The sequence below is a fragment of the Micromonospora sp. WMMD1120 genome (genome assembly GCF_029626235.1).
Taxonomy (GTDB): Bacteria; Actinomycetota; Actinomycetes; order Mycobacteriales; family Micromonosporaceae; genus Micromonospora.
On sequence record NZ_JARUBO010000005.1, the window covers coordinates 2,368,656 to 2,390,770 of the forward strand.

At 71.0% G+C, this 22,115-nt stretch carries 18 protein-coding genes; 14 read left to right on the plus strand and 4 right to left on the minus strand.

Annotated elements, in window-relative coordinates; translation table 11 throughout:
• Positions 1 to 93: 93 nt before the first annotated feature.
• The 11 genes from nuoE to O7634_RS11285 all read left to right on the plus strand — a co-directional run bounded on the left by nuoE (position 94) and on the right by O7634_RS11285 (position 14,535).
• A complete protein-coding gene (gene nuoE / locus O7634_RS11235) occupies positions 94 to 1,269 on the plus strand; it encodes an NADH-quinone oxidoreductase subunit NuoE (RefSeq protein ID WP_278153938.1) in 1,176 nt (391 codons plus the stop codon).
• The gene (gene nuoF / locus O7634_RS11240) at positions 1,266 to 2,582 is read left to right on the plus strand and encodes an NADH-quinone oxidoreductase subunit NuoF (RefSeq protein ID WP_278150074.1); all 1,317 of its coding nucleotides are present in this window, start codon (positions 1,266 to 1,268) and stop codon (positions 2,580 to 2,582) included. Before nuoE ends, nuoF begins: the two co-directional genes overlap by 4 nt.
• Positions 2,582 to 5,095: an NADH-quinone oxidoreductase subunit G gene (locus tag O7634_RS11245; protein ID WP_278150075.1), complete on the plus strand. Its 2,514-nt coding sequence runs from the start codon at positions 2,582 to 2,584 to the stop codon at positions 5,093 to 5,095. The genes nuoF and O7634_RS11245 overlap by 1 nt, the downstream gene beginning before the upstream one ends.
• A complete protein-coding gene (gene nuoH, locus O7634_RS11250; RefSeq protein WP_278150076.1) occupies positions 5,092 to 6,444 on the plus strand; it encodes an NADH-quinone oxidoreductase subunit NuoH in 1,353 nt (450 codons plus the stop codon). The genes O7634_RS11245 and nuoH overlap by 4 nt, the downstream gene beginning before the upstream one ends.
• A gap of 1 nt (position 6,445) precedes the next feature.
• A complete protein-coding gene (gene nuoI / locus O7634_RS11255; protein WP_278150077.1) occupies positions 6,446 to 7,087 on the plus strand; it encodes an NADH-quinone oxidoreductase subunit NuoI in 642 nt (213 codons plus the stop codon).
• A complete protein-coding gene (locus tag O7634_RS11260) occupies positions 7,084 to 7,854 on the plus strand; it encodes an NADH-quinone oxidoreductase subunit J (RefSeq protein WP_278150078.1) in 771 nt (256 codons plus the stop codon). The genes nuoI and O7634_RS11260 overlap by 4 nt, the downstream gene beginning before the upstream one ends.
• Positions 7,855 to 7,972: 118 nt before the next feature.
• Positions 7,973 to 8,272, plus strand: a complete 300-nt coding sequence (gene nuoK, locus O7634_RS11265; RefSeq protein WP_030486270.1) for an NADH-quinone oxidoreductase subunit NuoK — start codon at positions 7,973 to 7,975, stop codon at positions 8,270 to 8,272.
• Positions 8,273 to 8,283: 11 nt separating this feature from the next.
• Positions 8,284 to 10,209 (plus strand): NADH-quinone oxidoreductase subunit L, encoded by a 1,926-nt coding sequence (nuoL, locus tag O7634_RS11270; RefSeq protein WP_278150079.1) that lies wholly within the window; start codon positions 8,284 to 8,286, stop codon positions 10,207 to 10,209.
• Between the two features lie 64 nt (positions 10,210 to 10,273).
• Positions 10,274 to 11,809, plus strand: coding sequence for an NADH-quinone oxidoreductase subunit M (locus O7634_RS11275; protein WP_278150080.1), 1,536 nt, complete (start codon positions 10,274 to 10,276; stop codon positions 11,807 to 11,809).
• Positions 11,806 to 13,359, plus strand: a complete 1,554-nt coding sequence (nuoN, locus tag O7634_RS11280) for an NADH-quinone oxidoreductase subunit NuoN (protein WP_278150081.1) — start codon at positions 11,806 to 11,808, stop codon at positions 13,357 to 13,359. The genes O7634_RS11275 and nuoN overlap by 4 nt, the downstream gene beginning before the upstream one ends.
• 90 nt (positions 13,360 to 13,449) lie before the next feature.
• Positions 13,450 to 14,535 (plus strand): polyprenyl synthetase family protein, encoded by a 1,086-nt coding sequence (locus O7634_RS11285; protein WP_278150082.1) that lies wholly within the window; start codon positions 13,450 to 13,452, stop codon positions 14,533 to 14,535.
• Here the strand turns inward: O7634_RS11285 and O7634_RS11290 are convergent.
• Positions 14,511 to 15,737 carry an MFS transporter gene (locus O7634_RS11290; RefSeq protein WP_278150083.1) on the minus strand — a complete coding sequence of 409 codons (1,227 nt, stop codon included), beginning with the start codon at positions 15,735 to 15,737 and terminating at the stop codon, positions 14,511 to 14,513. The genes O7634_RS11285 and O7634_RS11290 overlap by 25 nt on opposite strands.
• A gap of 154 nt (positions 15,738 to 15,891) precedes the next feature.
• Between O7634_RS11290 and O7634_RS11295 the strand changes: the two genes are divergently transcribed.
• Positions 15,892 to 16,674: an IclR family transcriptional regulator C-terminal domain-containing protein gene (locus tag O7634_RS11295; RefSeq protein WP_278150084.1), complete on the plus strand. Its 783-nt coding sequence runs from the start codon at positions 15,892 to 15,894 to the stop codon at positions 16,672 to 16,674.
• Positions 16,675 to 16,755: 81 nt separating this feature from the next.
• Here the strand turns inward: O7634_RS11295 and O7634_RS11300 are convergent, their stop codons facing one another.
• On the minus strand, positions 16,756 to 18,882 hold the full coding sequence (locus O7634_RS11300) for a PhoX family phosphatase (protein ID WP_278150085.1): 2,127 nt from the start codon (positions 18,880 to 18,882) through the stop codon (positions 16,756 to 16,758).
• A 227-nt stretch (positions 18,883 to 19,109) separates the two neighbouring features.
• Between O7634_RS11300 and O7634_RS11305 the strand changes: the two genes are divergently transcribed.
• On the plus strand, positions 19,110 to 19,625 hold the full coding sequence (locus O7634_RS11305; RefSeq protein WP_278153939.1) for a sigma-70 family RNA polymerase sigma factor: 516 nt from the start codon (positions 19,110 to 19,112) through the stop codon (positions 19,623 to 19,625).
• A complete protein-coding gene (locus O7634_RS11310; protein ID WP_278150086.1) occupies positions 19,622 to 20,341 on the plus strand; it encodes a zf-HC2 domain-containing protein in 720 nt (239 codons plus the stop codon). The genes O7634_RS11305 and O7634_RS11310 overlap by 4 nt, the downstream gene beginning before the upstream one ends.
• Before the next feature lie 256 nt (positions 20,342 to 20,597).
• On the opposite strand, the gene rarD is transcribed toward O7634_RS11310, so the two are convergent.
• Together rarD and O7634_RS11320 are read right to left on the minus strand one after the other, a co-directional pair.
• The gene (gene rarD, locus O7634_RS11315) at positions 20,598 to 21,524 is read right to left on the minus strand and encodes an EamA family transporter RarD (protein WP_278150087.1); all 927 of its coding nucleotides are present in this window, start codon (positions 21,522 to 21,524) and stop codon (positions 20,598 to 20,600) included.
• Positions 21,521 to 22,018, minus strand: a complete 498-nt coding sequence (locus O7634_RS11320; RefSeq protein ID WP_278150088.1) for a GNAT family N-acetyltransferase — start codon at positions 22,016 to 22,018, stop codon at positions 21,521 to 21,523. Before O7634_RS11320 ends, rarD begins: the two co-directional genes overlap by 4 nt.
• Positions 22,019 to 22,115 lie beyond the last annotated feature (97 nt).

Consider the following 22,115-nt stretch of genomic DNA (forward strand, 5'->3'; position numbering starts at 1 on the left):
GCTTGCGAGCCCCAGCCGCGTGCGCGAGGAGAGAGCGGAGCGAGCCCCGCAGTCGCGCGCAGACGCCGGCCCAGTCGCGAACGGAAGGCGGCTCTGATGACGACGATTTTCACTGACACGACTCGCGAGCGGGCGCGCGAGATCATCGCCCGCTACCCGGCGGACCGGTCCCGCTCGGCGCTGCTGCCGCTGCTGCACCTCGTGCAGGCCGAGGAGGGGTACGTGTCCCCGGCCGGTGTGGCGTTCTGCGCCGAGGTGCTGGGGCTGAACAAGGCCCAGGTCGGGGCGGTCGCCACCTTCTACACGATGTACAAGCGCAAGCCGACCGGCGACTTCCTGGTCAGCGTCTGCACCAACACCATGTGCAACGTGCTCGGTGGGCAGGAGGTGTACGACACCCTCTCCGAGCACCTGGGCGTCGGGCACGACGAGACGACCGCCGACGGCACGATCACCCTGGAGCACGCCGAGTGCCTGGCGGCGTGCGACTACGGCCCGGTGATGACCGTCAACTACGACTTCTTCGACGGGGTGGACCCCACCACCGCGGTCGGGGTGGTGGACGAGCTGCGGGCGGGCGGTCGGCCGATGCCGACCCGGGGCGCCCGACTCTGCACCCTCAAGGAGATGGCGGTGCAGCTCGCCGGCTTCGCCGACGAACGCGACGGCGCTGTCGCCGACGGCGGGCCGGGCGAGCCCACCCTGCGCGGGCTGCGGCTGGCCCAGCAGCACGGCGTCTCGGTGCCGGGCTTCGACCCGAACACCCCGATCCGCAGCAAGGCCGAGGCCGACAAGGCCGCCGCCGAGGCCAAGGCGAAGGCGGAGGCCGCCAAGCCGGCGCCCGTCGAGGCCAGCACCGCGCCGGTCAAGGGTGGCGACGGCGCGTCCGTCCCGACCGGAGCGGTCACCGAGCCGGCGACGCCGGCCGGGACCACCGAGCCGGCGACGCCGGCCGAGGCCAGTGGCAGCACCACGCGGGACGTGAAGGCTCCGGACGACAAGTCGCCGCAGGTGCGTACCGCCGAGACCCGGCAGCCGGACGCGAGCACCGCCGTCCCGGACGCCCCCGGCACCAAGACCCCGACGGAGCCGGCAGCCGGCGACGCGCGGGCGGCGGAGGCCGCCGGCGTGGCGGACAACGCGCCGGCCGGCGACGGCAAGCCCGCCGGCGACTCCACCGGTGCGCAGGAGCGCAACCTCAACGAAGCGTCGGCGAACGCCGGTGGCGCGAACTCCGCCGACGCGAGTGAAACGGGGGCCCAGAAGTGACCACTCCCCGCCCGGAGACGCTGGCCAAGCTGACGCCGGTGCTGACCAAGCGCTGGTTGTCGCCGGACGCCTGGCGCATCGGCACCTACGAGCAGCTGGACGGCTACGCCGCCCTGCGCAAGGCGCTCAAGGCCCACCCGGACGACCTGATCCAGCTGATCAAGGACTCCGGGCTGCGGGGCCGTGGCGGCGCCGGCTTCCCCACCGGCCTGAAGTGGGGCTTCATTCCGCAGGGCGACGGCAAGCCGCACTACCTGGTGGTCAACGCCGACGAGGGCGAGCCGGGCACCTGCAAGGACCTGCCGCTGATGACCCACGACCCGCACGCGCTGGTCGAGGGCGTGATCATCGCGTCGTACGCGATCCGGGCCAGCCGTGCCTACATCTACATCCGGGGCGAGGCGGTGCACGCCGCGCGCCGGCTGCGCAACGCCGTCCAGGAGGCGTACGACAAGGGCTACCTCGGCCGGAACATCCTGCGCAGCGGCTTCGACCTGGAGCTTGTGGTGCACTCCGGCGCCGGGGCGTACATCTGCGGCGAGGAGACGGCGCTGCTGGACTCGCTGGAGGGGTTCCGGGGCCAGCCCCGGCTGCGCCCGCCGTTCCCGGCGACCCACGGCCTGTACGCGAGCCCGACGGTGGTCAACAACGTCGGCACCATCGCCAGCGTGCCGCCGATCGTGCTCGGTGGGGCCGACTGGTGGAAGACGATGGGCACCGAGAAGTCCTCCGGGCCGATGATCTACTCATTGTCCGGTCGGATCGTCAACCCGGGCCAGTACGAGTGCACGATGGGTGTCACGCTGCGCGAGCTGCTGGAGCTGGCCGGCGGCATGCAGCCCGGGCACAACCTGCGCTTCTGGACCCCGGGCGGCTCGTCCACCCCGCTGCTCGCCGCCGAGCACATGGACGTGCCACTGGACTTCGAGGGGGTGGCGGCGGCCGGCTCGATCCTGGGCACCACCGCCATGCAGATCTTCTCCGACCAGGACTGCCCGGTCTACGCGACGTACCGGTGGCTGGAGTTCTACCACCACGAGTCGTGTGGCAAGTGCACCCCGTGCCGGGAGGGCAACTACTGGATGGTTCGTGTCTACCGGCGGATTCTCTCCGGTCAGGGCACCCACGAGGACCTGGACACCCTGCTGGACACCTGCGACAACATCCTCGGCCGTTCGTTCTGCGGCCTGGGTGACGGCGCGACCAGCTCGGTGACCTCGTCGTTGCAGTACTTCAAGCAGGACTACCTCGACTACATCGAGGGACGGACCGCACCGAAGCTGTCAGAGAAGACCCTGGTAGGGGCACACTGATGACTGATGTAGCCAAGCAGACCGAGACCGTCACCCTCACCATCGACGGCGTCGAGGTCACCGCCCCAAAGGGGACGTTGCTGATCCGGGTCGCCGAGCAGATGGGCACCGAGATCCCCCGGTTCTGCGACCACCCGCTGCTGGCCCCGGCCGGCGCGTGCCGGCAGTGCCTGGTCGAGGTGGAGGGGCAGCGCAAGCCGGTCGCCTCCTGCACCCAGACCGTCGCCGACGGCATGGTCGTCCGTACCCAGCTCACCTCTCCGGTGGCCAAGAAGGCGCAGGAGGGGGTGATGGAGCTGCTGCTGCTCAACCACCCGCTGGACTGCCCGATGTGTGACAAGGGCGGTGAGTGCCCGCTCCAGAACCAGGCGATGTCCACCGGCCGCACCGACTCGCGCTTCCACGAGCACAAGCGGGAGTACGAGAAGCCGATGGCGATCAGCAGCCAGGTGCTGCTGGACCGCGAGCGCTGCGTGCTCTGCCAGCGGTGCACCCGCTTCTCCGAGGAGATCGCCGGCGACAAGTTCATCGACCTGATGGGCCGGTCGTCCGCCGAGGAGATCAACATCTACCGGGACGACGCGTACGGCGCGGAGTCCGGGGAGGACGGCGGGGACGTCCCGTTCAACTCCTACTTCTCCGGCAACACCGTGCAGATCTGCCCGGTGGGCGCGCTGACCGGCGCGCAGTACCGCTTCCGGGCCCGCCCGTTCGACCTGGTCTCCAGCCCGAGCGTCTGCGAGCACTGCTCGGCCGGCTGCGGGCAGCGCACCGACTGGCGGCGCGGCAAGGTGCTGCGCCGGCTGGCCGGTGACGAGCCGGCGGTGAACGAGGAGTGGAACTGCGACAAGGGCCGGTGGGGCTTCCAGTACACCCGCGCCACTGATCGGCTGACCACTCCGCTGGTGCGTGACGAGCGCACCGGTGAGCTGCGCGAGGCGTCCTGGAGCGAGGCGCTCACGGTGGCCGCCGAAGGGCTGCACGCCGCCCGGGAGAGCGGTCGGGGCACGGCGGTGCTCACCGGCGGACGGCTGACCGTCGAGGACGCCTACGCGTACGCGAAGTTCGCCCGGGTCGCGTTGAACACCAACGACATCGACTTCCGGGCCCGGCCGGTCTCCCGCGAGGAGGCCGACTTCCTGGCCAGTTCGGTCGCCGGGGTCACCGACGTCACCTACACCGACGTGGAAAATGCGCCGGCCGTGGTGCTGGTGGGCCTGGAGCCGGAGGAGGAGTGCCCGATCCTCTTCCTGCGGCTGCGCAAGGCGTACCTGAAGAAGACCCTGACGGTGTACGCGCTGGCGCCGTTCGCCACCCGCGGCCTGGAGAAGCTCGGCGCCAAGCTGGCCCGGGTCGTGCCGGGCGAGGAGGCCAGCGTGCTCGCCGAGCACGCCACGGTCAGCGAGGCGCTGAGCGCTCCGGGGGCGATCCTGATCGTCGGCGAGCGGTTGGCCACCGTGCCGGGTGGGCTCTCCGCCGCGGCGGACGTGGCCCGGCGTACCGGCGCGAAGCTGGCCTGGGTGCCGCGGCGCGCGGGGGACCGAGGCGCCGTCGACGCGGGTTGTCTGCCCAACCTGCTCCCCGGTGGCCGGCTGGTCACCGAGCCGGCCGCGCGGGCCGAGCTGGGTGAGGCGTGGGACATCCCGGCCGGGGTGATTCCGAGTCAGGCCGGTCGGGACACCGACGGCATCCTGGCCGCCGCCGCCAACGGGCAGCTCGGCGCGCTCGTCGTCGGCGGTGTCGACCCGGCCGACCTGGCCGACCCGCGCCTGGCCGAGTCCGCCCTGGACGCGGTGCCGTTCCTGGTCAGCCTGGAGTTGCGGGCCAGCGCGGTGACCCGGCGGGCGAACGTCGTGCTGCCGGTCGCCCCGGTGGTCGAGAAGGCCGGCAGCTTCCTGGACTGGGAGGGCCGGCTGCGCCCGTTCGAGGCGGTGTTGAACTCCGCCGCGATGACCGACGGCCGGGTGCTCGACGCGTTGGCCGCGCTGCTCGACGTGCAGCTCGGCACCGCCGACGTGCCGAGCGTGCGCCGGGAGCTGGGCTCGTTGCCGGCCACCCGTACCACCCGGCCGGCGGCGCCCTCGGTGGCGCCGGGCCGGGTGCCGCACCCGGGCGCCGGCGAGGCCGTGCTGGCCACCTGGCACCAACTCGTCGCCCTCGGCACCCTGACCGAGGGCGACGAGAACCTCGCCGGGACGGCCCGCCCGCCGGTGGTCCGGCTGGGCAAGGGCACCGCCGAGGCGCTCGGTGTCGCCGACGGCGACGCGGTCACGGTCGGCACCGACCGGGGAGCGCTGACCCTGCCGGCCGAGCTGACCGAGATGCCGGACGGCGTGGTCTGGCTGCCGACCAACTCACCCGGTTCGACGGTGCGACGCAGCCTCGGTGTTGCGTCCGGCGCGGTCGTCCGGATCTCCGTTCCCGCGACGGGCACGGCCATCCCGGCCGGACGCGTGGCGGCCGACGAGACCGGTCTCCCGGGTCCGCTCCTCAACTCCGGGGGTAACCAGTGAGTCCGTCAGTCCTCGCCCAGGATCCGACGCTTGCCGACTTCGGCCAGGACCCGTGGTGGCTGGTCCTCATCAAGGTCGTCTTCGCGTTCGTGTTCGCCGTGCTGGCCACCCTGCTGGGTGTCTGGTTCGAACGACGCGTTGTCGGTTTCATGCAGGTGCGGCCCGGCCCCAACCAGGTCGGTCCGCTCGGCCTGCTGCAGACCCTCGCCGACGGCCTGAAGATGGCCTTCAAGGAGGACATCCTGCCGAAGGCGGCCGACAAGGTCGTCTACTTCTTCGCGCCGACCATCTCGGTGATCTGCGCGGTCACCGCCCTGTCGGTGGTGCCGTTCGGCCCGATGGTGAGCATCTTCGGCCACCAGACGCCGTTGCAGGTCACCGACGTGCCGGTGGCGGTGCTGCTGCTGCTCGCCTGCTCCTCGCTGGGCGTCTACGGCAGCGTGCTGGGCGGTTGGGCCTCCGGCTCGACGTACCCCCTGCTGGGTGGTCTGCGGTCGAGCGCCCAGATGATCTCCTACGAGGTCACCATGGGGCTGAGCATCGTGACGGTGTTCATGACCGCCGGCACGATGAGCACCAGCGGCATCGTCGCCGCGCAGGGCGACGCCACCCGGCTGACCGTGTTCGGCACCGAGATCCCCGCGCCGGGCTGGTACGCGATCCTGCTGCTGCCGAGCTTCATCATCTTCTTCATCGCCACCGTTGGTGAGACCAACCGGGCGCCGTTCGACCTGCCCGAGGCCGAGTCCGAGCTGGTCGCGGGCTTCATGACTGAATACAGCTCGCTCAAGTTCGCGCTCTTCATGCTCAGCGAGTACGTCGCCATGGTGACCATGTCCGCGGTCACCACCACGCTGTTCCTCGGCGGTTGGCGGGCGCCCTGGCCGATCACCCTGTGGGAGGGCGCCAACTCCGGTTGGTGGCCGATGCTCTGGTTCTTCGGCAAGGTCATCACGCTGGTCTTCGTCTTCGTGTGGTTGCGCGGCACGCTGCCCCGGCTGCGTTACGACCAGTTCATGCGCCTCGGTTGGAAGGTGCTGCTGCCGATCAACCTGGTCTGGATCCTGGTCCTGTCGGGTCTGCGTTCCATCGAGGACTGGGACACCAGGGGCAAGGTGATCGCGGTCGGCGTTCCGGCCGGCATCCTGCTGCTCGCCACGCTGTTCTGGCCGAGCCGCCGCCCGCAGCCGAAGCCGACGCCGCAGGAGCAGGTCGACAACCGGCCGCACGGGAGCTTCCCGCTGCCACCGATGGATCTTCAGGTACCACCGAGCCCGCGCATCACGCGCGTGGTCGCCGAGCGGGAGCCGGCCAACATCGTCGCCGGCTCGGACTCCAGGGAGGTGTGACGTGGGCGCGATCACCGGAACGTTCAAGGGATTCGGTGTCACCTTCTCGCACATGTTCAGGAAGGTCGTCACGACCGACTACCCGTTCAAGCCGCCGGTGTCGGCGCCGCGCTACCACGGGCGGCACATCCTCAACCGGCACCCGGACGGCCTGGAGAAGTGCATCGGCTGTGAGCTGTGCGCCTGGGCCTGCCCGGCGGACGCGATCTACGTCGAGGGTGGCGACAACACCGACGAGCAGCGCTTCTCGCCGGGCGAGCGGTACGCCAGCATCTACCAGATCAACTACGCCCGGTGCATCTTCTGCGGGCTGTGCATCGAGGCCTGCCCGACCCGTTCGCTCACCATGAGCAACGAGTACGAGCTGGCCCGGGACAACCGGCAGGACCTGATCTTCACCAAGGAGCAGTTGCTCGCGCCGCTGCTCGAGGGCATGGATCAGCCGCCGCACCCGATGCTGCTGGGCAACAGCGAGAAGGACTACTACGTCGGCGCGCTGGACAACCCGGGCACCTCCGCCGGTGCGGAGAAGTCCCCGATGGGCCCCGGCCGCTACCAGGTCGAGGAGCACCCCGGCGTGACGTTCCCGGGCGCCGAGCAGGCCGCCCAGCGCGTCGCGGCCGGCAAGGGAGAGGAAGCATGACCACGTCTACGGTGCTGGCCGCGGCGGGTGAGGTGTCCAGCGGCGAGCAGGTCACCTTCTGGATTCTCGGGCCGCTCGCGCTCATCGGCGCCATTGGCATGATCGCCGCCCGCAACGCGGTGCACTCCGCGCTCTGGCTGGTGCTCACCATGCTCTGCCTGGGCGTCTTCTACGTGCTCCAGGCCGGGCCGTTCATCGGCATGGTGCAGATCATCGTCTACACCGGCGCGATCATGATGCTCTTCCTGTTCGTCCTGATGCTCGTCGGGAAGGACTCCACCGACTCGCTGATCGAGACCCTGCGCGGTCAGCGGGTCGCCGCGATCGTGCTGGGTCTGGGCTTCGCCGGCCTGGTCGGCGGGGCTCTCTACCGGGCCGTCGAGGGGACCACGGCGGTCGGCCTGGAGCAGGCCAACGCGGAGGGCAACGTCCAGGGCATCGCCCGACTGCTCTTCACCAAGTACGTCTTCGCGTTCGAGCTGACCTCCGCCCTGCTGATCACCGCGGCGGTCGGCGCCATGGTGCTCGCGCACATCGAGCGGCGTAAGCGCGACAAGGTCGACCAGCCGTCGACCATGCGGGCGCGCTTCGCGCCGGGCAACTACCCCGGCCCCAAGCCGGGTCCCGGTGTCTGGGCGACCTCGTCCTCGGTGGCCACCCCGGCGCGACTGCCGGACGGTCGGCTCACCGACCAGAGCACGCCGGCCATCCTGCCGGTGCGGGAGTTGACCGCGCAGGAGACCACCCTGAAGGGGACGGACCGGTGAGCGCGAGGAGTGCAGCGAAGCGGAGCCCCGCAGTCGCGAACGAAAGGACAGCTTCGGTGAGCGCGAGGAGTGCAGCGAAGCGGAGCCCCGCAGTCGCGAACGAAAGGCTGGCCCAGCGATGACACCCGACTACTACCTTGTGCTCGCCGCGGTGCTGTTCACCATCGGCGCCGCCGGGGTCCTCGTCCGGCGCAACGCGATCGTGCTGTTCATGTGCGTGGAGCTGATGCTCAACGCGGCCAACCTGACGCTCGTCACCTTCAGCCGGATCAACGGTGACCTGAACGGTCAGATCATGGCGTTCTTCGTGATGGTGGTGGCGGCGGCCGAGGTCGTGGTCGGGCTCGCGATCATCATGTCCATCTTCCGGACGCGGCGCTCGGCGAGCGTCGACGACGCCAACCTGCTCAAGTACTAAGGGGCACGCAAGTGGAAGAGACTGTGCAGTACGCCGGTGCCACGGGCTTGCTCGGCAGCGTCTGGCTGCTCGTGGCGATCCCGTTGGTCAGCGCGGCCATCCTGCTGCTGCTCGGCCGGCGGGCCGACCGCTGGGGGCACTGGTTGGGCGTCGCCGCCATCGGCGCCGCGTTCGTGCTCGGCCTGGCCTTCTTCTTCCAGCTGCGTGGCCTGGAGAACAAGTCGGTCGAGCTGAGCCTCTGGGACTTCATCGCGGTCGGCGACCTGCGCGTCGACTTCGGCCTGCTGTTCGACCCGCTGGCCGCGGTCTTCGTGCTGCTGATCACCGGGGTGGGCTTCCTGATCCACCTGTACGCGGTGGAGTACATGGCGCACGACGCCGGCCGCCGACGCTTCTTCGCGTACTTCAACCTGTTCGTCGCGGCGATGCTGCTGCTGGTGCTCGGCAACAACTACGTGATGCTCTACTTCGGCTGGGAGGGCGTCGGTCTGGCGTCGTACCTGCTGATCTCCTTCTGGTACGGCCGGCCGAGCGCGGCCACCGCCGGGAAGAAGGCGTTCCTGATGAACCGGGTCGGTGACGCCGGCCTGGCCATCGGCATCTTCATCATGTTCGCCACCCTGGGCACCACCCAGTACGACGAGGTGTTCAACGGCGTCGGCTCGCTGACCGGCGCGACGGTGCTGGTCCTCGGTCTGTTGCTGCTGCTCGGCGCGGCCGGCAAGTCCGGTCAGTTCCCGTTGCAGGCGTGGCTGCCGGACGCGATGGAGGGCCCGACCCCGGTGTCCGCGCTCATCCACGCGGCCACCATGGTCACCGCCGGCGTGTACCTGATCGCCCGGTCCAACCCGGTCTTCTCGGCGAACCACACGCTCCAGCTCGTGGTGGTCAGCGTCGGCGCGCTCACGCTGCTGATGGGCTGCGTCATCGGCGCGGCCAAGGACGACATCAAGCGGGTGCTCGCCTGGTCGACGGTCAGCCAGATCGGCTACATGTTCCTCGGCGTCGGTCTCGGCGGCGGGGCGTACGCGCTGGCCATCGTGCACCTGCTGGCCCACGGCTTCTTCAAGGCCAACATGTTCCTCGGGGCCGGCTCGGTCATGCACGGGATGAAGGACCAGGTCGACATCCGCCGGTTCGGCGGGCTGTCGAAGCACATGAAGATCACCTGGTTGACCTTCATGATGGGCTGGCTGGCCATCATCGGCATGTTCCCGTTCTCCGGCTTCTTCTCCAAGGAGCCGATCATCGTGGCGGCGTTCGAGCGGGAGGACTGGACCGCCTGGCTCTTCGGCGGGGCGGCGCTGCTCGGCGCCGGGCTGACCGCGTTCTACATGACGCGGCTGTTCGTGCTCACCTTCCACGGCCCGCAGCGGTGGACCGAGGACATCGAGCACCCGCACGAGTCGCCGAAGCTGATGACCATCCCGCTGATCCTCCTGGCGCTCGGCTCGATCGGTGCCGGTTTCCTGCTCTCCACGTCCGTCCCGGACTGGCTGACCGCCACCGCCGGGTTGGGCGGCGAGGCCGCCGAGCACGAGGCGGTCCTCTCGCACGCCGTGATCACCACGCTGTCGCTGCTGGTCACCGTGCTCGGCGCCGGGCTCGCCTGGTTCCTCTTCCGGGCCGGCACGGCGACCGTGGAGCAGCCGGCCGGGGTGCTGGTCACCGCCGCCCGGCGCAACCTCTACGCCGACGCGGTGAACGAGGCGGTCTTCGAGAAGCCCGGCATCTTCCTCACCCGGGCGCTGGTCTACCTCGACAACCGGGGCGTCGACGGGCTGGTGAACGGGCTCGCCGCCGGTGTCGGCGGTGGCTCCGGTCGCCTCCGGCGGATGCAGACCGGCTTCGTCCGCTCGTACGCCACCTCGATCCTGGCCGGTGCGCTGCTGGTGATGGCGGCTTTCCTGGCGGTGCAGGCGGGGTGGTTGGCGTGATCGACCTCAACACGCCCGCCCCCGCCGGCGGACCACGCAGTGACGACGGAGGTAAGGCCGCATAATGTCCAACTTCCCGTTCCTCTCGGTGCTCACCGTGGCGCCGCTGGTGGGCGCCCTGGTGGTGGCCCTCCTGCCGCGCCGCCGGCCGGAGCTGGCGAAGCAGGTGGCGTTCGCCTGGTCGCTGCTCGTGCTGGTGCTCTCGGTGGTGATGTGGGTCAGCTTCAAGACCGGCGGTGACCGGTTCCAGTTCCGCGAGTCGTACTCGTGGATCCCGAACTGGGGTGTCAACTTCACCTTCGCCGCGGACGGCATCGCGCTGGTGATGCTGATGCTGATCGCGGTGCTGGTCCCGCTGGTGATCCTGGCGTCCTGGCACGACGCGGAGTCGTCGAAGCGCTCGGTGCCCGTCTACTTCGCGCTGCTGCTGGTCCTCGAGTGCACGATGATCGGCGTCTTCGCCGCCGCCGACGTCTTCCTGTTCTACGTGTTCTTCGAGGTCATGCTGGTGCCGATGTACTTCCTCATCGGCAGCTACGGTGGCCACCAGCGGCAGTACGCGGCGGTGAAGTTCTTCCTCTACTCGCTCGTCGGCGGTCTGTTCATGCTGGCCGCGGTGATCGGCCTCTGGGTGGTCGGTGGCAAGACCTTCGACTGGCAGGCGCTGTCGCAGGTCGACATCAGCACCGGAACCGAGCGGTGGCTGTTCCTCGGCTTCTTCCTCGCGTTCGCCATCAAGGCGCCGTTCTTCCCGTTCCACACCTGGCTGCCCGACGCCGGTGGCGCGGCGCCGGCGGGCGCCGCGGCGCTGCTCGTCGGTGTGCTGGACAAGGTCGGCACCTTCGGCATCCTGCGCTACTGCCTGCCGCTCTTCCCGGAGGCGTCGAAGTGGTTCGCGCCGTGGGCGCTGGCGCTGGGCGTGATCGGCATCATCTACGCCGCGCTGCTGGCGGTCGGCCAGAACGACCTCAAGCGGCTGGTGTCGTACACCTCGATCGCGCACTTCGGCTTCATCGGGGTGGGCATCTTCGCGTTCACCACCCAGGCCGGCACCGGCGCGGTGCTCTACATGCTCAACCACGGGCTGGCCACCGGTCTGCTCTTCCTGGTGGTGGGCATGCTGATCGCCCGGCGCGGCTCGGCACTGATCAGCGACTTCGGTGGTGCCGGCAAGCTGGTCCCGGTGCTCGCCGGGGTGCTGTTCTTCGCCGGTCTCGCCTCGCTCGCGCTACCCGGCACGGCGCCGTTCATCTCCGAGTTCCTGGTCCTGATCGGCACCTTCACAGTGAACAAGCCGGTCGCGGTCATCGCGACGCTCGGCATCATCCTGGCCGCCGCGTACGTGCTCTGGATGGTGCAGCGCACCACCCAGGGCACGCTCAACCCGGCGTTGACCGAGGTCGAGGGCATGCGTCGGGACCTCAACCTGCGCGAGAAGGTGGTGGTCGCCCCGCTGATCGCGCTGATCGTGCTGCTCGGGTTCTACCCCAAGCCGGTCACTGACGTGATCAACCCGGCCGTCCAGGCGACCATGGAGGACATCGGCAAGACCGACCCGGCCCCGTCCGTGGGGGGCACCGTCCAGGAGGCGGCAAAGTGATGGAGTTCAAACTGCCGTCGATCGACTACGCGGCGATCGCTCCGATCCTGATCATGCTGGGCGCCGCGTTGCTCGGCGTGCTGGTCGAGGCCCTGGTGCCCCGACGCGCACGGCACCTGGTCCAGTTGACCCTGGCGCTGCTCGCCGTGCTCGCGGCGCTGACCATGGTGGTCCTCAGCGCCGACGAGCGGATCATCACCGCTGGTCAGGCCCTCGCCGTGGACGGGCCGACGCTCTTCCTCCAGGGCGCGATCCTGGTGCTGGCCGCGATGGCGCTGCTGCTGATCGGTGACCGTACCGTCGAGCGGGGCGGGGCATTCGTCGCGCAGGCCGCGGTGACGGCCGAGTCGTCCGACGACCGGCGGCAGGCCGAGGGACGCAACGGGCTCACCGAGGTCTACCCGCTCACCACGTTCGCGATCGGCGGCATGCTGATCTTCGTGGCGGCGAACGACCTGCTGACCATGTTCATCGCGCTGGAGGTGTTCTCCCTCCCGCTCTACCTGCTCTGCGCGCTGGCGCGTCGCCGCCGGCTGCTCAGCCAGGAGGCGGCGATGAAGTACTTCCTGCTCGGCGCGTACGCCTCGGCGTTCTTCCTGTTCGGCGTGGCCCTGATCTACGGCTTCACCGCCGGTGTCCCGGGTCGCTCGGCGGGCGTCGACTTCGCCACCATCCACGCCGCGGTGAGCGAGTCTCCGGCCAGCCCGGTGCTGCTCTTCGCGGGCATGGCGCTGCTCGCCATCGGCCTGCTCTTCAAGGCCGCGGCGGCGCCGTTCCACGTCTGGACGCCGGACGTCTACCAGGGCGCTCCGACGCCGGTCACCGGCTTCATGGCAGCCTGCACCAAGGTCGCCGCGTTCGGTGCCCTGCTGCGGGTCTTCCACGTCGCGTTCGCCGACGCCAACTGGGACTTCACCCCGGTCCTCGGCGCGGTGGCGGTGCTGACCATGCTGGTCGGCGCGGTCCTCGCGGTCACCCAGACGGACATCAAGCGGCTGCTCGCGTACTCCTCGATCGCCAACGCCGGTTACCTGCTGGTCGGTGTGTTGGCGCCGAGCCGGGACGGCCTCTCCGGCACGATGTTCTACCTGGTCGCGTACGGCTTCTCGGTGCTGGCCGCGTTCGCCGTGGTGACCCTGGTGCGCGACGCCGACGGGGAGGCCACCCACCTGTCCCGCTGGGCCGGGCTGGGCCGGCGCTCGCCGTTCTTCGCCGGGCTCTTCACGTTCATCCTGCTCGCCTTCGCCGGTATCCCGCTGACCAGCGGTTTCACCAGCAAGTTCGCCATCTTCGGGCCGGCCCTGGAGGGCGGCCAGGCGTGGCTGGTGATCGCCGGCGTGCTGACCAGCATGGTGCTCGCGTTCCCGTACCTGCGGGTCGTGGTGATGATGTGGCTCTCCGAGCCGGGTGAGTCCACCCCGACGGTCACCGTGCCCGGCGGGCTCACCTCCGCCGCGCTGATGATCGGCGTGCTGGCGACCCTGGTGCTCGGTGTGGCCCCGGACCCGCTGCTCGACCTCGCTACCGGAGCCGCCGAATTCGTTCGATGAACGAGGATTCGATCACCGGGGGTCGGCGTGTGTTCACGCGCCGGCCCCCGGTGTGTATCCCCGCCCCGGAGCAGGTCGAACGGGTGTGGCATGGTTGATAGCGTGGTGAATCCGGCAGGCGAGCGTTCAGGTGTCGCCGGCTCCGGCGGTCAGCGGGGTCGGGCGAGCACGAGTCAGTTCGGCGCGCTCGGCCTCAACTTCGACGAACCCCGGGTCGAGGCGTCCGTCCTGGGCCTGCTGGACGCTGTCGAGGTCGAGTTGCGGGCCAGCGTCTCCAGTGCCGACCCGTTCGTCAACGAGGCGGCCCGGCATCTCGTCGAGGCCGGTGGGAAGCGTCTGCGTCCGCTGCTGGTGGCGCTCGGCGCCCAGTTCGGCGACCCGACCGCCCCGAAGGTCGTCCCGGCCGCCGTGGTGATGGAACTCACCCACCTGGCCACCCTCTACCACGACGACGTGATGGACGAGGCCGCTGTCCGCCGGGGCGCGCAGAGCGCGAACTCGCGCTGGACCAACTCGGTAGCCATCCTGGTGGGCGACTACCTCTTCGCCCGTGCCGCGGACATCGCCGCCGACCTGGGCCCGGAGGCGGTCCGGCTGCAGGCGCGCACCTTCGCCCGGCTGGTGCACGGCCAGATCGCCGAGACGGTCGGACCGCGTGCCGAGGACGACCCGGTCGCTCACTACCTGCACGTGATCGGCGAGAAGACCGGCTCGCTGATCGCCACGTCGGTCCGGTTCGGCGGCCTGTTCGCCGGCGCCGCCCCGGAGCACGTGGAGGCCCTCGCCGGGTACGGCGAGACGATCGGCGTCGCGTTCCAGCTCTCCGACGACCTGCTGGACATCGCCTCCGAGTCGGTGCAGTCGGGCAAGACCCCCGGCACCGACCTGCGTGAGGGCGTCCCGACGCTGCCGGTGCTCTACGCCCTCGAGGCGGACGACTCCGACGCGTCCTCGGTGCGGCTGCGGGAGATCCTGGCGACCGGTCCGCTGACCGACGACGCGCTGCACAGCGAGGCGCTGGGGCTGCTCCGGGAGAGCCCGGCGCTCAAGCGGGCCCGGGAGACGGTGCGCGGTTACGCCGAGGAGGCCCGCGCGCAGCTCGCGCCGCTGCCGGTCGGGCCGGAGCGCAGCGCGCTCGAGTCGCTCTGCGACTACATGGCCGACCGCAACGGCTGATCCAGAGGCCGGGTCGCCGTCGAGGCCCGGGCGAGCAGTCCGCTGCCGACGAGCATGAGGGCGGCGGCGAGCAGCATCGCACCGGCGGCGACGCCCCACATGGTCGGGTAACCGAGGTGCGCGGCGAGCGGGCCGAGGCTCAGCGGGCCGAGGCCGCCGCCCGCGTACACCCCGGTCTGGGTGATCGAGGTGGCGGCGGCCGGCGACTGCGGGTGCAGCCGGACCACCGCGAAGGTCATCAGGCCGGGCCACGCCCAGCCCAGGCCGAAGCCGAGCAGCACGCCGACCACCAGCGGCACCGGGCCGGTCAGCGCGAGCAGACCCAGCCCGGCCGCCCCGACGGCGAGCATCGCCGCGATGAGGGCGACGTGACCGCTGTCGCGGTGGTCGGCCAGCCAGCCGGCGCCGACCCGACCCGCCACGCAGGTCGCGCTGCCCAGGGTGAGGGTGAGGCCGGCGAGACCGGGGGACAGGCCCCGGACCGCCGCGGAGTCGACCAGGAAGGTGCCCAGGGCGTTGGCCGCGGCCGCGGCGAACATCGCCGCCGCGCCGATCGCCACGAGCGCCGCGGTCGCCCGCCCGGCGCGGCTGACGCCGGCTCGCCGGGCGGGGCCCGGCAACGGCCGGGGTACGGCGGGCAGCGTGGTCACCGCGACCACGGCGGCGGCCACGAACGCCCAGCGCCAGCCGAGGGTGAGCGCGATGGTGGGCACCGCCGCCCCGGCGAAGAGCGTGGAGACCGGGATGGCGGCCTGCTTGACGCCGAACGAGAGCCCCTGCCGTCGGAGTGGCACGTGCTGGGCCAGCGCCGTGTTGCTGGCCAGTTGGCCGAGCGCGTTGGCCGCGGCGCTGAGCGCCAGCAGGCCGACCAGCACCGGGTACGACCGGGCGACAGCGGCGATGGCGAGCATCGACCCGGCGGCCAGCAGGATGCCGCAGCGCGCCACCACCGCCGGCCCGTACCGCTCGACCAGCCGGCCGGAGGGCACCGAGGCCAGCGCGCTGACCCCGAAGTAGACGGACACGGCCAGACCCAGACCGGCCGGCGAGAAGTCGAGGTCCCGGCCCATCTGCACGGCGAGGCCGCCGAGCAGGAAGACGGGGAGCACGCAGGCGACGGTGGTGGCGACGGCGCCGGCGCTGGCCCGGATCGGGCGGGTTTCGGCGGCGGTCGGAGCGGGGGCGGTGGAGGAGTTGGTCATCGTCCGGCAAACCTACGCGAGCCTCGTTCACCGCACGCCTGGTGACCGTCGGGCAACATGCTGTGGATGGTGATCTGGCATCCTCGACCCGAACAGGCATTTCGCACCGAGCCTGTTTTTCATATGGTGTAAGTCCACGGCGGCGGAGGTGGTTGTGCGCGACCCCTTGGCAGAACCTTCGGACCTGATTCGCAGCGTGTCCCGAGCGCTGCGGGTGCTGGAGTCGGTCGGTCGCGCCCCGAAGGGGCTGACCGTCAAGCAGATCGCCCGGCGGTGCGAGCTGACCGTGGCCACCACCTACCACCTGGTTCGCACCCTCGCCTACGAGGGCTACGTGATCCGGCGGGAGGACGGCACGTACATCGTGGGGTTGGAGGTGGCCGACCGGTACCGGGAGCTGGTGACCGCGTTCCGCGGCCCTCCCGCTGTCGGTGAGACGCTACGGCGGGCCGCTCTGGACACCGGCTACAGCCACTACCTGGGCCGCTTCGTCGGCGGTCAGGTGGCCCTCACGGCGGTCGCCGAGGGGCACCGCTCGCCGTACCTGGAGGACCTGGTCCCCGGCTTCGACGAGGGGGCGCACGCGACGGCCCTCGGCAAGTCGCTGCTCGCCACCCTCACCACCGACCAGCGCTACCGCTACCTGCGGGAGTACGGCATGCGCCCGTTCACCACCGCCACGTTGACCACCGCCGAGGCGTTCGAGGCCGACCTGGCGGCCGGTGACCGGCGGGGCATGCAACTGGAGCTGGGGCAGTTCCGTCAGGGCGTCGCCTGCGCGGCGGTGCTCGTCGCCCCGGACAAGGACATGGAGCGCCGGGTGGTGTTGGCCTGCGCGTTGCCGGCCAGCGAGATGATGACGTCCGCCCGGGTGGTGCGCGCGAAACTGCTCACTGTGGCCCGTAGCGTCGCCGACAGCCTCGCCGCGGAGAGCTGACCGCCGGGAACGCCGAAGGGCCCTCTCCCGGGCTGGGAGAGGGCCCCTCGCGGGCGGCGGCGAACCGCCCGGGGTGGAACGTCAGCTGCCCACCGGGCCACCGTCGAGACGCCAGGTGACGACCACGCCCGGCTTGGCGTAGTCACCGTCCGGCCAGTTCGAGGCCGGGTTCTCCACCGACGCCCCGGTGATCTCGCCCGGGTGCTGCACGGCGACGAAGACCGAACGGTTGTCGCCGGTGATGAAGGGGCCGCAGGTCTCCGCGCCGAGCGGCACCGTCAGGAACTGCTTGAGGTGACCCCGCTCCGGGCCCTCCACGGCGGTGGCGAAGAGACCGTCGTTGCTGCCCAGCGCGTTGCCGTCGGTGGAGATCCACAGGTTGCCGGTGGCGTCGAAGGCGACGTTGTCCGGGCAGGAGATCGGGGAGACCTTTGCCTTGTCGTACCCGGCGAAGAAGGTCGACGGGTCGGTCGGGTCGCCGCAGACGATCGGCAGCGACCAGGCGAAGGTCTCCGAGGTGTTGTCGTTGCGGTCCTCGACCAGCTCCAGGATCTGCCCGTGCTTGTTGGCGGTGCGCGGGTTGGCCTCGTCCGCCTTCGGGTTGCTGCCGACGCCCCGGTTGGTGTTGTTCGTCAGCGCCACGTACACCTTGCCGGTGAGCTGGCTCGGCTCGACGTCCTCCGGGCGGTCCATCTTGGTCGCGCCGACCTTGTCACCGGCGAGCCGGGTAAAGGTGAGCACGTCCGCGGCGGTCATCCCGTCGACGAACGACCTGTTGCCGCTGACCAGCTTGATCCAGCGACCCCGACCGTTGAACGCGCCGTCGGTGGGCAGCTTGCCCGAGCCGTCGATCTCGGCGGCGCTGGTCTGGTCGAGCTTCGCCACGTAGAGCGTGCCGGACTCCAGCAGCGTCAGGTTGTGCTTGCGGGCGGCCCAGGAGTTGCCCTTCATGAACTTCTGGTCCGAGACGAACTTGTACAGGTAGTCGAAGCGCTCGTCGTCGCCCATGTACGCGACCACGTGACCGTCCCTGGCCACGATCACGTTGGCGCCCTCGTGCTTGAACCGGCCCAGCGCGGTGTGCTTGCGCGGGCGGCTCTCCGGGTCGAACGGGTCGATCTCGACGACCCAGCCGAACCGGTGCGCCTCGTTGGGGTGCTTGGCCAGGTCGAAGCGCTCGTCGGCGCGGTCCCACTTACGGCTGCCGCTGGGGTAGCGGCTGGCGGTGCCGATCCCGTACCGGTCCAGCTTCGGCTTCAGCTCGGCCGGTGCGCTGTCGGCGCCGACGAAGTACTGGTTGAAGTTCTCCTCGCCGGAGAGCACGGTGCCCCACGGGGTCACGCCGCCGGCACAGTTGTTGAGCGTGCCGACGACGGTACGACCCTTCGGGTCGGCGGCGGTCCTCAGCCAGGCCGAGCCGGCGGCCGGGCCGGTCAGGTCGAACTTGGTGCCGAGGGCGGTGACCCGCCGGTTGTAGGGCCGGGGTCCCTTGTCGACGGGCTTCCACTGCCCGGTGCCGCCGACCCGCTCCAGCTCCACCACCGACATGCCGTGCGCGGCCATAGCGGTGCGCAGCTGCTCGACGGAGAGCCCGTCCAGGCCGGGGAAGCCCGGGAACATCAGGTCCTCGTTGGTGTACTCGTGGTTGACCACGAGCAGCGCCCGCCGGCCCTGCTTGTCCAGCGGCAGCACACCGACGAAGTCGTTGTTGTAGCCGAACTGCCTGGACTGCGCGGCGGCGGTCTGGTGGTGCAGGTTGAACGCCGGCGCGCCGGGCAGCACCGGGTCACCCCACTTGATCACCACGGCGTGGTCGTAGCCGTTCGGCACGACCAGCGCGTCCAGCTTGTTCGGTGGGATCGGCTTGAAGGTGAGCGCGCCGGTGCCGACGCCGGTGCCGGGCCGGCCGAACCCGAAGGTCTCCGGAACGTCCGGGGTGGTGGGGGCGGCCACGGCCGGCGCCGCGCCGGCGAGCGCGCCGGCCGCCGCGCCGCCGAAGCCGAGAACGAGCGCGCCGACCGCGCCCGCCCGGACCACGCCACGCCGCGAGACCTCGGCGTTCACGACATCACCGAAGTACGCGTTGTCGGACGTGTTCGGTACCGGGTGGTCACAGGCGTTGCCGCAGCGGTACAGGCAGGTCATGGCGTCACGGGTGCCGTGGCGAATGCCGTTCAACAGGGGGAGCAGCCGGGGACGGTCGCTCATGGGAGAAGCCTCCAGGGAAGTCGGTGTCACGACTGGCCGCGTACCAGCGGGACGCTAGGAGGACGCGGTGAGCGCTCGTCAGCCGTCGTGTGAACCGGGCATGAACAACCTTCCGGGTCGGCGACCGCACGCAACCGGTCTGACCTCGGGCTGAACCGTTCGGCGTCACCGCACGTATTCCCGATCGAACGCACCGCCGGACGCGCGCCGGAAGCGAGGAGACCGCCATCAGCGACCACGATGCCCAACTGCTGCGCGCGCTGCACGACGAGCACGCGGAGGCGCTGTACGCCCACGCCCTGCGGCTGGTGAACGGGGACCGGCAGCGCGCCGAGGACCTGGTGCAGGAGACGCTGCTGCGGGCCTGGCGACACCCCGAGTCGCTCGACCCGACGCGCGGCTCGGTGCGCTCCTGGCTGTTCACCACCGCCCGCAACCTGGCCATCGACGCCTGGCGGCGACGGTCCACCCGGGTCGGCGAGGTGTTCACCGACGAGTTTCCCGAACCGCCGGAGGTGATCGACGAGGCCGAGCGCGCGGTGGAGGCGTGGACCGTCGCCGAGGCGCTGAACCGGCTCAGCCCGACCCACCGCGAGGTGCTGGTGGAGTGCTTCTACCAGGGGCGCTCGGTGGCCGAGGCGGCGTCCCGCCTGGGCGTGCCGCCAGGGACCGTGAAGTCCCGCACCCACTACGCGTTGCGGTCTCTACGGTTGGTCCTGGCCGAGATGGGGGTGACGGGATGACCCGGTGCGAGTTCGCGTACGACGACGGCGCGTACGTGCTGGGCGCCCTGGCCCCTGCCGAGCGGGCGGCCTACGAGCGGCATCTCGGCACCTGCGCCTCGTGTCGGGAGGCGGTCGCCGAGATCGCCGTGCTGCCCGGGTTGCTCGGGCGCCTCGACCCGACGGGGTTGGAGCAGATCCTGCCGCCGCCGGCGCCACCCCGGGTGCCCGTGCTGCTCGACGAGGCGCGGCGTCGCCGCCGTCGGCAACGCGGCATGGACCGGCGTCGCTACGCCCTCATCACCCTGGCCGCCGCCGGGTTGGCCCTGGTCGTTGGCGTCGGCACCGCCGCGGTGCTGCCCCGACAGGTGGCGCCGCCCCCGTCGCCGGGAGCGCAGAGCGCCCGCCCCGGCCCGCAGGTCTCGATGGTCGCCATGCGGCCGGTGGCCCTCGCCGGGCCGGTGCACGCCGAGATCGGGCTGACCGGCAGCAAGTGGGGCACCCAGGTGACCATGCACTGCGGGTACGACGCCCGCACCAGCTACGGCAAGGCGTACCCGTTCCGGCTGGTGGCGAAGGGACCGAACGGCAGCAGCGAGCAGATCGGCTCCTGGCTCGCCGCGCCGGGCGACGACCTCCGGTTCACCGGTGTCACCCGCTTCACCGACGCCGAACTGGTCGGTGTCGAACTCCAACGAGCCGACGGCACCCCCCTCCTCACCTACGCCGTCCCGTAACCCCCGCCCGCCCCACCCCGCTGCACCCGCCCCGCCCCCGCCCCCGCGCCCCCGTTCTCGGCGATCTTGCAGTTCCTGTCGGTGCGAAAGGGGCGTAGGGGGTGATTTCGACAGCCGAAACTGCAAGATCGTCGCAGCTTTTGGGGTTCGGGCCTTGGGGTTTGGGGTTCGGGCCTTGGGGTTCGGGGTTCGGGCTTGCGGGGTTGGGCCTTGGGGCTCGGGGGTTCCAGGTCCGGGCTTCCCGGGGGAGCGGGGTTCAGGGTGTGGGAGCGGGGACGGCCAGCTCGCGGGCGCGCGACTCGGCGCGGGTGTGGCGCGAGGTGCGGACGGCGTCGAACGTGAAGACCACCAGAGCCAGCCAGACCAGCGCGAAGCCGGCGAGGCGGGCCGGTGGCATCGGCTCGTGAAAGATCAGCACGCCGCAGGCGAGCTGGAGGATCGGCGCCAGGTACTGGATCATGCCGAGGCCGCTCAGCGGCAGCCGGTTGGCCGCGCCGGCGAACATGAGCAGCGGGATCGCCGTTGCCACGCCGGCCAGCACCAGCAGCGCGGTGTGCGCGGCCGAGACGTGTCCGAAGGTCAGGTCGCCCAGGGCGGTCAGCCAGCCGAGGTAACCGAGCGCCGGCAGCGCCAGCACCGCCGACTCGACGAAGAGTCCCTCCGCGGCGGGTAGGCCGAGCCGCTTCTTGACCAGCCCGTAGCCGGCGAAGCTGAACGCCAGGGTCAACGCCAGCCAGGGTGGCCGGCCGTAGTCGACGGCGAGCACCGCCACCGCTGCCGCGCCGATCCCCAGCGCCACCCACTGGGCGGGGCGCAACCGTTCCCGGAGCACCGTCACCCCGAGCAGCACCACGACCAGCGGATTGATGAAGTAGCCGAGCGCTGTCTCCACCACCCGCTCAGAGCTGACGCCGTAGATGTAGGTGCCCCAGTTGACAGCGATCAGCGCGGCGGCGGTGACGATCCCGGCGAGCGCCCAGGGTCGGCGCAGCAGCGCCCGCAGGAAGCCGACGTTACGCAGCGCGCCCAACAGCAGTGCCACGAACACCACCGACCAGACGACCCGGTGAGCCAGGATCTCCAGCGGCCCGGACGGCCGCAGCAGCTTGAAGTAGAGCGGAAAGAAACCCCAGAGCAGGTACGCGCCGAGGCCGTAGAGATATCCCAGGCGGAGTGGTGTCACGCCTCCACCGTAAGGGGCATTTCGTTATCTTGTTCCTTTCCGGTGATCGGGGTCACCGGAGGCCGCTTGTCGAACTGCATCCACTTCTGCGGCGCGTCCAGCGGCGTGAAGCCGACCCGCTCGTACACCTGGTGCGCGTCGTTGGTGATCAGCAGGATCCGGCGTACGCCCAGCTCGGCCAGGTGGTCGCGGGCCGCCGCGGCCAACCAGCCACCCAGGCCGTTGCCGCGGGCGGGGCGGTCGACGTACACGTCGCAGAGCCAGGCGAAGGTGGCGCCGTCGGTGACCACCCGGGCCACCGCGACCTGGCGGCCGTCCTCCGGCCGGTAGACGCCGAACGGCAGCGAGCCCGCGAATGCCCGGGCGGTGGTCTCCCGGGCCCGACCGAGCGCCCAGTAGGCGTCGGTGGACAGCCACCGGTGGACCAGGTCGAGGTCGATCCGCTCCGGGTCGGTGCTCAGCAGGTGCCCGTCAGCGCGGGTGAGGGAGAACATACGGCGACGCTAACCGCCGGGGTGGTCACAGCGGGCAGCCAATTCCCGAACTCTGGTCCCCGGCCGGCCCGGGCCCGCCCGTCGTCGTGACGGCCTG